At 71.5% G+C, this 12,096-nt stretch carries 11 protein-coding genes; 7 read left to right on the top strand and 4 right to left on the bottom strand.

The genetic code is table 11. From position 1 onward, the window contains the following. Positions 1 to 24: 24 nt before the first annotated feature. A complete protein-coding gene (locus ACFZB9_RS06325; RefSeq protein WP_391444091.1) occupies positions 25 to 1,296 on the bottom strand; it encodes an extracellular solute-binding protein in 1,272 nt (423 codons plus the stop codon). A gap of 331 nt (positions 1,297 to 1,627) precedes the next feature. On the opposite strand from ACFZB9_RS06325, the gene ACFZB9_RS06320 reads away from it, so the two are divergent. Continuing rightward, positions 1,628 to 2,431, top strand: a complete 804-nt coding sequence (locus ACFZB9_RS06320; protein ID WP_391444090.1) for a GntR family transcriptional regulator — start codon at positions 1,628 to 1,630, stop codon at positions 2,429 to 2,431. A 64-nt stretch (positions 2,432 to 2,495) separates the two neighbouring features. Here the strand turns inward: ACFZB9_RS06320 and ACFZB9_RS06315 are convergent, their stop codons facing one another. Continuing rightward, positions 2,496 to 3,446: a hypothetical protein gene (locus tag ACFZB9_RS06315; protein WP_391444088.1), complete on the bottom strand. Its 951-nt coding sequence runs from the start codon at positions 3,444 to 3,446 to the stop codon at positions 2,496 to 2,498. 278 nt (positions 3,447 to 3,724) lie between these two features. Between ACFZB9_RS06315 and ACFZB9_RS06310 the strand changes: the two genes are divergently transcribed. From ACFZB9_RS06310 to ACFZB9_RS06285, 6 genes are all read left to right on the top strand, one after another. Next, positions 3,725 to 4,186: a DUF6879 family protein gene (locus ACFZB9_RS06310; RefSeq protein ID WP_391444087.1), complete on the top strand. Its 462-nt coding sequence runs from the start codon at positions 3,725 to 3,727 to the stop codon at positions 4,184 to 4,186. Positions 4,187 to 4,541: 355 nt separating this feature from the next. Then, entirely contained in the window at positions 4,542 to 5,624 is a 1,083-nt protein-coding gene (locus tag ACFZB9_RS06305; RefSeq protein ID WP_391444085.1) for a phytanoyl-CoA dioxygenase family protein, read from the top strand. After that, a complete protein-coding gene (locus ACFZB9_RS06300; protein ID WP_391444083.1) occupies positions 5,606 to 6,916 on the top strand; it encodes a DUF6271 family protein in 1,311 nt (436 codons plus the stop codon). Before ACFZB9_RS06305 ends, ACFZB9_RS06300 begins: the two co-directional genes overlap by 19 nt. A 24-nt stretch (positions 6,917 to 6,940) precedes the next feature. Then, positions 6,941 to 8,143, top strand: a complete 1,203-nt coding sequence (locus ACFZB9_RS06295) for a type III PLP-dependent enzyme (RefSeq protein WP_391444081.1) — start codon at positions 6,941 to 6,943, stop codon at positions 8,141 to 8,143. Continuing rightward, positions 8,140 to 8,703, top strand: coding sequence for a GNAT family N-acetyltransferase (locus tag ACFZB9_RS06290; protein WP_391444079.1), 564 nt, complete (start codon positions 8,140 to 8,142; stop codon positions 8,701 to 8,703). Before ACFZB9_RS06295 ends, ACFZB9_RS06290 begins: the two co-directional genes overlap by 4 nt. 6 nt (positions 8,704 to 8,709) lie before the next feature. Continuing rightward, positions 8,710 to 9,909, top strand: coding sequence for an MFS transporter (locus ACFZB9_RS06285; RefSeq protein WP_391444077.1), 1,200 nt, complete (start codon positions 8,710 to 8,712; stop codon positions 9,907 to 9,909). A gap of 51 nt (positions 9,910 to 9,960) precedes the next feature. On the opposite strand, the gene ACFZB9_RS06280 is transcribed toward ACFZB9_RS06285, so the two are convergent. Continuing rightward, entirely contained in the window at positions 9,961 to 11,229 is a 1,269-nt protein-coding gene (locus ACFZB9_RS06280) for an MFS transporter (protein WP_391444312.1), read from the bottom strand. Positions 11,230 to 11,363: 134 nt separating this feature from the next. Beyond that, on the bottom strand, positions 11,364 to 11,867 hold the full coding sequence (locus tag ACFZB9_RS06275) for an ArsR/SmtB family transcription factor (protein ID WP_391444310.1): 504 nt from the start codon (positions 11,865 to 11,867) through the stop codon (positions 11,364 to 11,366). Positions 11,868 to 12,096: the final 229 nt, after the last annotated feature.

Below are 12,096 nucleotides of genomic sequence, written 5' to 3'. Positions count from 1 at the left end.
GCGGGTGGGCGACGCCGCTCGGGACTACTGCTTCTGGCCGAGAAGCTTCGTCATCGTGTCGTCGTACTTCTTGGCGGTGGAGTCGTAGTCCGAACCCTGCAGGACCGCGGCGAGGAAGTCCTTGATCGGGTTCGGGGTGTTCTCCACGTTGGCCCAGTTCGGCGTGTTCGGGGTGGTGGAGCCGTTGGCCGAGGCGGGGATGGCCGCCTGCGCGAACGGGGTGGTGGCCAGCGAGTCCAGCGAGGCCTTGTTCGGGATCAGGCCAGCGGTGGCCATCTGGCCCTCGTACTTGTCCGACAGCATGATCTTCAGCAGACCCTTGGCCAGGTCCGGGTTCTTGGTGTCCTGGGCGATCGCCAGGTTCGAGCCACCGAGGAAGACGCCGGAGGGCTTGTCCGCGGTCTTGCCGGGGAGCGGGAAGTAGCCCACCTGGTCGGCCGGGATGTCCTTGGGGGCCGGGGCCTCCCAGCCCAGGCCGATCATGGCGCCCACGTCACCCTTGGAGAAGACCGTGGTCTGCTCCGGGGTGGCCTCGTCCTTGTCCTTCGGAGCGGTCGAGTAGCTCTGCAGCTTCTGGTAGGTCGCGAAGGCGTCCTTGGCCTCCGGCGACTCCAGGTTGCCGACCCAGGTCGAGCCGTTCTGCTTGGCGATCTGGCCGCCCTGGCCGGCGATCAGGCCGAAGTAGGTGTACCACTCCTGGCCCGGCAGGTAGATCGGCTGGCTGACGCCCTGGGTGGCCTTCAGCTTGTCCAGGTCGGCGTAGAACTCGTCCAGCGTCTTCGGGGTCCCGGTGATGCCGGCCTTGGTCCACAGCGCCTTGTTGTAGATGACCACACGGTTGGTGAAGTACCACGGGGCGGCGTACTGCTTGCCGTCCAGCACCGAGGAGGCGTTCAGGTTGGCGGCCCAGTCGTTGCCGCCGAGGTCGGCCTTGGACGAGGTGAGGTCCATCAGGCCGCCGCTCGCGGCGTAGCCGGCGGTCTGGGTGTTGCCGACCTCCAGCACGTCCACCGAGTTGTCGGACAGACCGGTGGTGACCTTGGCCCCGATGCCGTCCCACTTCTGGGTCTGGATGTCGAGCTTGGCGCCCGGGTACTGCGCCTCGAAGTCGGCCTTGACGCCGTCCTGCCAGGCCTGCGGGGCCGAACCGGACATGAGCCACGCGGTGACGGTCTTGCCGTTGTAGTTGGCCGGCTTGCCGCCCGCGCTGTCGTCCTTCTTGCTGGACGAGCCACACGCCGCGAGGCCGACGACCATGGCCGCGACGCCGACCGCCGCGATGAGCTGACGCTTCACGCCATCCTCCTGAGGGATGCCCGGGTGCCCCCCATCGGTGGCCGGCGGCATACCCCCGCATAAGGGTAGGAATGGTGCCGCGAACCTTGAGATGGTCTGGGGATTCATGAGTTGGTCTGCAGTGGTGTAGACCAGATGCCTGGAGCTTGGCCTAGACCAATGGGTGTGTCAACGGGCCGAAGAGCAATCCGGACGAGCCGTTACCAAGCCGACACCGCTCATCGTTCATCGTGTGATGCGCTCCCCGTCGCCTGCGCATACGTGCAACGATGTGTGCCGTTAACGAGGCGGTGAGGGCCAGGAGGGCCTCACGAGGAGCGGAGAAGCGCCCATGAGCAGCGACGGGGGCACCACGGCCCAGCTTCGGGCGGACCGGCCCCAGGCGGAGCCGTCCGCCCAGGCGCCGGCGGGCGACCCCGCCGCGGCGCGGGTGCCCAAGTACTACGGACTGAAGCGCCACCTGCTCCAGCTCACCGAGACCCAGCCGGCCGGCACCCCGGTCCCCCCGGAGCGGGCGCTGGCCGCACAGTTCGACACCTCGCGCACCACCGTGCGCCAGGCCCTGCAGGAACTGGTGGTGGAGGGCCGGCTGGAGCGGATCCAGGGCAAGGGCACGTTCGTGGCCAAGCCCAAGGTCGCCCAGGCGCTCCAGCTCACCTCCTACACGGAGGACATGCGCGCCCAGGGCCTGGAGCCCACCTCGCGGCTGATCGAGGTCGGCTACATCACCGCCGACGAGCACCTGGCCCCGCTGCTCGACATCAAGCCCGGCAGCCGGGTGCTGCGGATCGAGCGCCTGCGGCTGGCCAACGGCGACCCGATGGCCATCGAGGTGGCGCACCTGTCCGCCAAGCGCTTCCCCGCGCTGCGGCGCAACCTGGTCAAGCACAACTCGCTCTACGCCGCGCTGCGCGAGGTGTACGACGTGGTGGTGGCCGAGGCCGAGGAGACCATCGAGACCACGCTCGCCAACCCGCGCGAGGCCGGGCTGCTCGGCTCGGACCTCGGGCTGCCGATGCTCCAGCTGTCGCGGCACTCCTTCGACGCGCAGGGCGCGCCGGTGGAGTGGGTGCGGTCGATCTACCGCGGGGACCGGTACAAGTTCATCACCCGGCTGCAGCGGCCGGGGCAGTAAGGGCCCTGGGGCCTGTGCGGCCGAGCGGCGGTCCAGCAGGCCGGGCGGACCGCCGCTCGGGGCGTCAGGCGCCGGCGGCGGCCGCAGGGGCGTTGGTCACCAGGCAGAGCACGTAGTTGTTGTCGGGCTCGTGGTGGGTGAACGACTTCTCGTAGGTCGGGTACTTGGCGCACGCCGTCTCGCCGTCGGTGGCACCGTTGACCCGGGCCAGCACCTTGAACTCGGCCTTCGGGTCGGAGCAGGGCAGCTCCTTGAGGGCCGGGATGCCAGCCGTGCCGGCGTTGTGCAGGCAGTCGCCGGTCACGATGTCGAGCGGCAGCGGGGTGTGCAGGCCCGCGGTGGAGTTGTACGGCGCGTTGCTGCCACTGCTGGTGAGGGGGCCGGCCGCGGCGCCGAACACCACCAGGACGAGGAACAGCGCGAGCGGCACCACCGGCACGAGCAGCATCAGGATCGCCGGGCGACGGGTCAGCGGTGCGCCCGGGTCGAGCTGCGGCCCGAGGGGGCCGGGTGCGGCGGGCGGCAGGCGCTTGATCTTGTTGTGGGCGGCCAGGTTGCGCAGCAGGGTGATCGGGGTCATCACCGAGGACAGGTAGCCCCACCAGCCCTGGACGAGCGTGCGGGCCGACATGTGGCGGACCATCGCCGTGCCGCAGGTCCGGCAGAACGGGCCGGGCTGGCGGAGGAACCGCATGATGACGATCATGCCCTGGTGGCCGCGGACGGTCGTCTGCACGGCCGGGAAGCCGCCGCAGAAGCGGCAGGTGAGGACGCCGAACGGGGTCTGGGCGGGGGCGGGGGCGCCGTAGGGCTGCTGACCGTAGGCGGGGGCGGGGGCGCCGTAGGCGGGCGGCCCGTAAGCCGGAGCCGGGGCGCCGTACGCGGGAGCCGGGGCACCGTAGGCGGGAGCCGGGGCACCGTACGCGGGAGCCGGGGGCGGCGGAGCGCCGTACGGGCCCGGCGGCGGGGGCGGCGTGGTGGCGTAGGGATTGGACGGCGGGTAGGGCGAAGTCAAGGTCTGGTTCCCCGTTGATGGTGATGACACCGGGCCCTGATCCGCGGTCAGTGGACGGCGGGGCCAGGTGGCTGAGACCAGGAGAACCTATCGCGCCGTCCCATCGGCGTTCGAACGCCCGGGCGGGCCATCAGCGGACGGCGGGTACCAAGTCCGGCGTGCTCAGCGCCTCCTGAGGCGACGCTGCGACCCTCGTGCGCCCCTTGACCGGGCTCGCGCTTCGGGAGACGGTGGCGCGCAACCGGGCGGGCGTACCCCGGACTCCGAGGGGGCTTGCGATGCCAGCGAAAGCGCCGGACTTCACCACACTGCTGAGGGGCGCACGGCGCACGGCGGCGCACCTGGAGCTGCGCGACAGCTGCCGCGCCACCGGCGATGCGCCCGGCGTGCAGTTGATCCGCGAGACTGCGGCGTGGGGCGTGGTGCTGCGTCACGCCCGGATCACGGACGAGCCGGGGGTCAACGCCGCCCTCCTGTCCGCGTACTGCGCCGCCGGCGAGCTGATCCGCTGGCTGCCGAGGACCGGGACCTCGGGCATCACGCTGCCGGGCAGGGACTTCTGGCTGATCGACACCCGCCTGGTGCTCTTCCACTGGTACACCGACGACGGCGCCTGGGCCGGCCACCACTTCACCGGGGACCCCGGCGCCGTCCGCCTCTGCAGCACGGTGTTCGAAGCCGTCTGGGAGCGCGGCGTCCCGCATCAGAGCCTGCTGGCCCGGCCTTTCCGAGGGATCTGAGGGATCCGAGGCAGGCGCCGTCGGGCGCCCCCTTCGCGAAACCACCCGCATCGGCAGGTGGGCCCATAACGTACGCGACCCATCGGCCGGTTCAGACGAACCCGTCGTATCAGTCACACACATGACGGATCGGTAGATATCTCGCAGAGCAACCCATCGATCACCCAATTGGTCTGGACCACGCCACCGGCCCCGGTTAGGGTCGCTGTCGGAGGCCGCGCTGAAGCGCAGCTCCGTCCCCTCGCAACCCATCCGGCGGGCCCGGCGCCATGCGCGCTGCCCTGTGCCCGAAGCCGAGCCGTTGCGGAGCGGTCGAGCTTCTCGGCCCCGGTCAATTCGAGCCTGGAGTGATGGCATGCCGACGTCTGACGACCGATATCTGCATCGAGCCGCTTCCTCCCTCCCGTACTTCAGCGCGGACGGCGAGGCCTACCTCACGCCCACCCCGCTGCGGGATCTGAAGAAGTCACGCCCGCTCCGGGTGCTCTCCGAGGCGGACTTCGCGTTCTGGCAGACGTACGGCTACGTGGTGGTCAAGGAAGCGATCCCGGCCGAGGCGGCCAAGCAACTGCTGGACTTCGCCTGGGACTTCCAGGGGCTCGACCCGGACCGGCCGCAGACCTGGTACGAGGAGCAGAGCTTCCGCTCCGAGCTGGAGCAGGAGCTGCACGTCTACGGCTTCGTCGAGGCGTACCAGCACCAGCTGATCTGGGACAGCCGCCAGGCCCAGCGGGTCTACGACGCGTTCGTGGACGTCTGGGACTGCGAGGAGCTGTGGGTGACGCTGGACCGGCTCAACCTGAACCCGCCCAACGTCCGGACCCGGGACCGCGCGCTGATCGCGTCCACCGACAAGGGCTTCGACATCGAGCTGCACTGGGACGTGGACTCGACGCTGAGCGTGCTGCCGCAGCGGGTGCAGGGGATCATCGCGCTGAACGACACCCGCCCCGACCACGGCGGGTTCCAGTGCAACCCCGAGCTGTTCCGCCGCTTCGAGCAGTGGCGGCTGGACCAGCCCGCCGACCGGGACCCGATCCGTCCCGCCGTCGACCGCGCCGAGCTCCCGGTCGTCCGGCCCGAGTTGAAGGCCGGCGACCTGCTGATCTGGAACGGCATGCTGGCGCACGGGGTGGCCCGCAACACCTCCGAGAGCGGTGTCCGGTCGGTGCAGTACCTGTCCATGATGCCCGCGCTGGAGGAGGCCGAGGAGCTGCGACGCTCCCGGGTCGAGTCCTGGCGGGACCTGTCCACGCCGACCTGGAACCGGACGCTGGTCGGCGACGCGAAGCGGCACGAGTCGCTGCGCTACGGCGCCGCCGAGCTGACCGAACTCGGCGAGAAGCTGCTGGGGCTGCGCTCCTGGCGCGGGACGGACACCAAGGCGTGGGACTCCGAGGCGACCAGCGAGGGACGGTCATGCGACGCATCTGCCTGACCCTGCCCACCAACCGGGCCTGCGGGGCGACGATTTCGGCGATCCGCGAGGAGGCCCGTTACGCAGCAAGGCACTTCGAGGTCGAGGTGCACCTGCTGATCCTGGACTCCTCGGACGAGCCGACCTTCGCCGTGCACGCCAAAGCGGTCGACGAGGCGGATCCGATACCGGGCGTGGTCGTGCACCACCTGGACGAGCCGGCCCAGCGGGACTTCCTGCGGCGGGCGATCGAGCACTCCGGCCTGGCGGAGCCCGCGCGGCTGCTCGACCTGATGCTGCCCGAGGGCGTCTCCTACGGCGCCTGCACCAACCGCGCCTTCCTGTTCGGCGCCGCGCTCGGCTGCTCCTCGGTGCACCGCAGGGACTCCGACAGCGACTACCAACTCCTCGACGGGGAACCGGTTTTCCCCATCCACCATGAGCTGAGCTCGCTCGGCAGGCGCGCGAGCGAGGCGGTCGACGGGGTCACCGAGAGTACGCTGGACCCGGCGCACGAGCACAAGCCCGTGGTACTGGTGGGCAGTTCCTTCATCGGCGAACTCTCGGTGGACATCGGCGAGATCCAGCAGCTGAACCCCGAGGTCTACCAGGACGTGGTCAGCCTGTGGGCGCCTGGCGACTGGTCCGCCGAGCAGAAGCGGGAGTTGGTGGCGGAGTCGTTCCGCGGCGCCGGCACCGACCCGTTCGTTGGGGACGTCGCCACGCTGGCCGTGGTCGACCCGATGCGGCTGGACATGTGCAACATCAGCTTCGCGCAGGTGCAGGAGCTGGTGCCGCTGCCGCCCGCGCGGGACACCATCGGCAGCGACTACTTCCTCATGCACCTGGTGCAGGACGCCAAGCTGCCGGGCGTGCTGCACAACCGCCACATCGTGAACTTCTACACCGGCGAGCGGCGCACCGACCCGGGCTTCCTCGCCTACCAGCTGCGGTTCACCAAGTTCTTCCTGTCGATGCTCTACTTCAACGCCATCTACGCGGCGATGGCCGCCGCCGGCGAGAGTCTGCTCGACGACCGGCAGCGGGTGCGCCCGCGGGAGGTCGCCGCGATCGTGCGGGAGAGCACCGGCCTGGACACCGCGGAGAACCTGCGGCGGCTGGCCGTCATCGACCGCTGCTACCGCCAACTCGGGGGACGGTACGCGGAGTTCGCCGACCTACTGGCACCCCGTCACGAACAGCTGCTCGACGAGGCGCGGCTGGACATCGAAGACTTCGCGCTGCTGATCGAGGCCTGGGAGCCGCTGATCCGGGCGTGCAGGGCCACGAGCGTCCATCCGCTGCCCCGGTAGCCCGAGTCGGACCCGGACACCCCCATGACGCACACCAATACCCGGCTGCGCGCTGCCCTGGCAGCCGCCACCGAGGACCAACTCGTCTACGACCTCGCCGGAATAGAGGACCAGTACGCAACGCTGCTCAGGGAGTTGCCCGGCGTGGCGGTCCGCTTCGCCATGAAGGCCTGTCCGGTGGACGAGGTGCTGACCGCGCTGGCCCGGCAGGGCGCCGGCTTCGACGCGGCGAGCCCGAGCGAGATCGAGCAGGCGCTCGGCACCGGCGTACCGGTCGAGCGGATCCACTACGGCAACACCATCAAGTCCGACCGCACCATCGCCGAGGCCCACCGGCTCGGCGTCCGGGACTTCGCCACCGACAGCCTGCCGGACGTGGCGGCGATCGCCGCCCACGCGCCGGGCGCCCGGGTGTTCTGCCGGCTGGCCACCAGCGGCGACGGGGCGCTCTGGGGCCTGAGTCGGAAGTTCGGCTGCTCGGCCGAGGACACGGTGCTGGTGCTGGCGGCGGCGCGGGCGGCGGGGCTGACGCCGGCGGGCCTGTCCGTGCACGTCGGCTCGCAGCAGATGACGGCCGAGGCATGGCGCGACACCTTCGAGCAACTCGCGGACGTGATCGCGGAACTGGACCGACGCGGGATCCAGCTGGAGCACATCAACCTCGGCGGCGGCCTGCCCGCGCTCGGCTATCGCGACCGGCGCGGCATGCCGCTGGATCCGCCGCTGGAGAAGATCTTCACCGCGATCCGCGAGGGCATGCAGCGGCTGCGGTCGGTGGCCGGCTCCCCCAGCGGCTCCCCGCTGAAGTTCCTGATGGAGCCCGGGCGCCACCTGGTGGCCGACCACGGCGCGATCCGGGCGCACGTCTACCGGCTCTCCGCCCGCCGGCAGCTGAACGGGGAGCGGCAGTACTGGCTCTACCTGAGCTGCGGGAAGTTCAACGGGCTCTACGAGATGGACCAGTTGCAGTACCGGCTGGAGTTCCCCGCGCACCCGGACACGTCGGCGCAGTACGTGCCCGCCGTGATCGCCGGACCCACCTGCGACAGCGACGACGCCTACGCGCACGAGGACAGCCTGGTGCGGGTGCCGAAGGCCGCCAGGTCCGGGGACCCGGTCTGGATCTTCTCCTGCGGCGCCTACGCCACCAGCTACATGACCCAGGGCTTCAACGGATTCAGCCCGGTGCCCTACACCCTGCTCCCCGGCGAAGGTCTCGACAGATGAACCAGGACATCCACATCCGGCCGGTCCACGACGGCGACTGGGACGCGATCGTCGCACTGGAGGCCGCCGCCTACGGCGACAGCGAACTGTCCGAGGAGCGGGCCGCGTTGGAGTCCCGGGGCCGGGTCTCGCCCGGCACCAGCTTCGTACTGGAACACGAACAGCGCTTGCTGGGCTACGTGTTGGCGCTGCCGTACCCGATGGACCGCTACCCGGACCTGAGCCGGGCCGAGCGGTGGGCCCACCGGTCGGGCAACCTGCACCTGCACGACCTCGTCATCGCCGCGCAGGAGCGCGGCCGGGGGCTGGGCGCCCGGCTGCTGGCCCACCTCACCGCGACGGCGGCGGCGGGCGGGTTCGAGCGGATCTCGCTGGTCGCCGTCGGTGGCGCGCACACCTTCTGGGCCGCGCACGGGTTCCGCACCCACCGCGAGGTCGCCCTCCCGCCGGGCTACGGCCCAGACGCGCGCTACATGTCCAGCGCGGTGCCCGACTCCGGGGAGCCGAAGCCCATCAGCGACCTGTTCCACGGGTCACCCTCAGACGACGAAGTAGGCTGATACAGAATGTTCCGCGCCCGCGATCCGTTCCGCCGGTCCCAGCTGGCGATCGCCGCACTGTTCTGCTTCCTCGGGTTCCAGTACGGCACCTGGGCCTCGCGGATCCCCACCATCAAGGCGCATCTGGGCCTGAGCGCGGCCGAGGTCGGCCTGCTGCTGATGGCCACCGGCGTGGGCGCGGCCGCCTCGTTCCCCCTGGTGGCGCTGCTGATGAGGCGCCTGGGCTCCCGGCGGCTGTCCGTCCTCTCGGCGCTCTGCCTGGGGATGATCCTGCTGGTGATGGCCTGGCTGCCGAACTATCCCGTCGCCCTGCTGGTCATGCTCTGCGACGGCGTCGCCGTCGGGGCACTGAACGTCGCGATGAACGCGCAGGGCGCCGCGCTCGAAGTCCGGTACGAGCGGACCACGATGACCAAGCTGCACGCCACGTTCAGCGCCGGCTCGCTGTGCGCGGCGCTGCTCGCCTCCACGGTGAACGCCTTCACCACCGCCCTGGCCGCACACTTCGGGGTGGCCGCCGTCCTGCTGCTCCTGCTGATCGGCTACGCCCGGGCCGACCTGCTGGCCGAGGACCAGCAGCCCGCCGAGGAGCCGGCGAAGAAGGACCGCCGCAGGTTCGCCCTGCCCTCGCGGCTGACGCTGTGGATGGGCCTGGCGATGGCGTTCGGCACCGTGACCGAGGGCGCCATGAACGACTGGTCGGCGCTCTACCTGAAGGATTCGGCCAAGGCGGCGGCCGAGTTGGCGCCGCTGGGCATCGCGGTCGTCTCGGTGATGATGGTGCTGGCCCGGATCTTCGCCGACGGCTGGCGCGAGCGGGTGGGCGACGCGCGGATCGTACGGGTCGGCAGCGCGCTGGCCGGCGCCGGGCTGGCCCTGGCCCTGCTGGTGGGCGGCGTGGTGCCGGCGCTGCTCGGCTTCGCCTGCGTGGGCCTGGGCATCGCCGCCGTCACGCCGTGCGTCTACGTGGCCGCGGCCCGACAGGGCTCCGACTCGCTCACCCTGGTCGCCACCATGGGCACCGTGGGCCTGCTGGCCGGGCCGGCCACGATCGGCTTCATCGCCAGCGCGAGCGGCCTGGTCTGGGGCATGGGCGCGGTCGCCTGCGCCGCGCTGCTGGTCTCCCTGTGCAGCACGCAGATCCGCTGGCCGTCCCGGACCGAGACGCCCGCCGAGGACCCGGTCGAGGCACCCGCCGCGGCCTGACCGACAGCCCCCGAGGACCGGCGAGGACCGGCCGCCAGGGCCGCACAGCTCCTACGCGGCCTGCGGCTCCCCCGCGGCCACCGCCGCCAGGGCCTGCTCGATCCGGCGGTTGCTGGTGAGCGTCAGGCTGAACAGCGCGGTGGCCGCCAGCATCACCGCGCCGACCAGGAACGGCGCGCGCAGCCCGCCGGAACGGGCCAGCCAGCCGCCGAGCAGCGCGCCCAGCGGAGCCGCGCCGACACTGATCAGCCGCCGGGCCGCACCGACCCGCCCGGCCAGCTCGGCCGGGATCAGGGCCTGCCCGACGGAGGGGCCGAGCACCATAGTGGCCGCCATCGCGGCACCCAGCAGGGCCAGCGCCGCGCCGGCCAGGAACGGGTTGCCGGACAGCCCGAAGCCGAGCAGCGCCGCTCCTTCGAGCAGAGCGGTGGCGGTCAGCGCGCCGCCGGTGCCCAGCAGGGAGCCCAGCCGCCCGGCCAGCGCGGCGCCGAGCAGCCCGCCGACCGCCTGGCCGGCGAGCAGCAGGCCGAAGCCGAAGTCGCCCAGGTGCAGCAGCTGGTGAGCGAAGAGCACCAGCACCGCATCCGCCCCGACGAAGGCGAGGTTGCCGATCGCCGGCCGCAGCGCCAGGCCGAGCAGCACCTTGTGCCGCACCAGGTAGCCGACGCCGGCCCTGGCCTCGCGCCAGAGCGAGGGGCCGTCCGCGGTCTTCTCGCGCACCGGCACCGGCTGGGCCGTGCTGTCGCCGCTTGGAGGGCTGCCGCTCGGCAGGCTGCGGATCAGCAGCGAGCTGGCCAGGAAGGAGAGCGCGTCCAGGCCGAACGGGAAGGCCCGGCCGAGCGTGAAGAGCAGACTGCCGGCCGGCGGGCCGGCGAAGTCGGCGAAGACCGTGGTGGTGCCCTGCTGGCGGGCGTTGGCCTGCTGGAGCAGCGTCATGTCCCGGCCCAGCAGCTGCGGCAGGTAGGCCATCGTGGCGGTGTCGAAGAGGATCTGGCCGGTGCCGAGCAGGAAGGCCACCGCGACGAGCAGCGGGATGCTCAGCAGGTGCAGGAGGGCGGCAGCGACCGGGACGGCGAGCAGCACGGCCCGGCCCAGGTCGGTCAGCCACATGGTGCGCCGGCGGTCCCAGCGGTCCACCAGGGCGCCGCCGAGCAGGCCGAAGAAGAACCAGGGCAGCAGCGCGGCCGAGGTCACCAGGCCCAGCAGCACCGGGTCGTGGGTCATCGTGGCGGCGAGCAGCGGCAGCGCGGCGAAGTAGACGCCGTCACCGAGCGAGGAGGCCGCGGAGGCGGCCCACAGGCGGTGGAAGGCGGCCGGCAGCTTCGGCGCGGCGCCCGGGTTCCCGGGCGACGCGACGGGCCCGGCGGGCGGCCCGGCGGCCGGCCCGGCACTCGACCCGACTATCGGCTCGGCGATCGACCCGACTATCGGCTCGGCGATCGGCTCGGTGATGCTCACTTGGGGTCCCCCGGTCTGAAGAAGGCGATGGCAAGAGTGGCGTCCGGCTCGGCGGGGTCGCCGGCGGCGCGCAGCTCCTGGACGAGCGCGGTGAGGCGGGCGGTGAACTCGTCGTAGGCCGCCTCGCTGATCCGCAGGTGGTTGAGCATGACCATGCGTGGCCCGGGCGGGGCGGCCTCCAGGTCGGCGACCATGTGGCGCATCAGGATGTCCGGCTCGCCGGGCGCGGGGTCGGGCAGCTCGATGCCGCGCGAAGTACGTCCGTAGTACCGCTCGGTGACGCCGCGCACCTTGTTGGTGCTGACCACCTCGACCAGGCCGGCGCGCTCCAGCAGCCGCAGGTGGTAGCTGGAGCTGCCCTTGGCCAGCTCCAGCCGCTGGGCCACCTGGGTGATCGTGGCCGGCCCGTCCCGCAGCAGACCGAGGATCCGGTGGCGCGTCACATTGTTGATGGCGCGCAACTGTTCGTCGGTGCTCAGCTGAACCGTGCCCTCGGGCATGGCCGGGAAGGCGTCCTGGGCCGGGGCGGGCCCCGCAGCGGGCTCGACGGCGGGCCGGTCGGCGGTGGGGTCGTTGCTCATGGGCTCTATGGTCAAGACTCCTTGACCATATGTCAACGGTTCTTGACCATTCATCGCCGTCCGGACCTGACGCATCGCCGGATCGCTGGTCCATTCACCGAGATTGCCGGATTCAACTGGTGACAGCGGGGTGGTTGGTGCCCTACAT

Origin of the sequence: Kitasatospora sp. NPDC008050 (assembly GCF_042957465.1) — a bacterium.
GTDB lineage: Bacteria > Actinomycetota > Actinomycetes > Streptomycetales > Streptomycetaceae > Kitasatospora.
This window is presented reverse-complemented; position numbering and strand designations above follow the sequence as displayed.

Coding starts and splice junctions, on each gene's coding strand:
- ACFZB9_RS06320 (WP_391444090.1), top strand. CDS start 1,628: ATGAGCAGCGACGGGGGCACCACGGCCCAGCTTCGGGCGGACCGGCCC.
- ACFZB9_RS06305 (WP_391444085.1), top strand. CDS start 4,542: ATGCCGACGTCTGACGACCGATATCTGCATCGAGCCGCTTCCTCCCTC.
- ACFZB9_RS06310 (WP_391444087.1), top strand. CDS start 3,725: ATGCCAGCGAAAGCGCCGGACTTCACCACACTGCTGAGGGGCGCACGG.
- ACFZB9_RS06290 (WP_391444079.1), top strand. CDS start 8,140: ATGAACCAGGACATCCACATCCGGCCGGTCCACGACGGCGACTGGGAC.
- ACFZB9_RS06300 (WP_391444083.1), top strand. CDS start 5,606: ATGCGACGCATCTGCCTGACCCTGCCCACCAACCGGGCCTGCGGGGCG.
- ACFZB9_RS06285 (WP_391444077.1), top strand. CDS start 8,710: ATGTTCCGCGCCCGCGATCCGTTCCGCCGGTCCCAGCTGGCGATCGCC.
- ACFZB9_RS06295 (WP_391444081.1), top strand. CDS start 6,941: ATGACGCACACCAATACCCGGCTGCGCGCTGCCCTGGCAGCCGCCACC.
- ACFZB9_RS06275 (WP_391444310.1), bottom strand. CDS start 11,867: ATGCCCGAGGGCACGGTTCAGCTGAGCACCGACGAACAGTTGCGCGCC.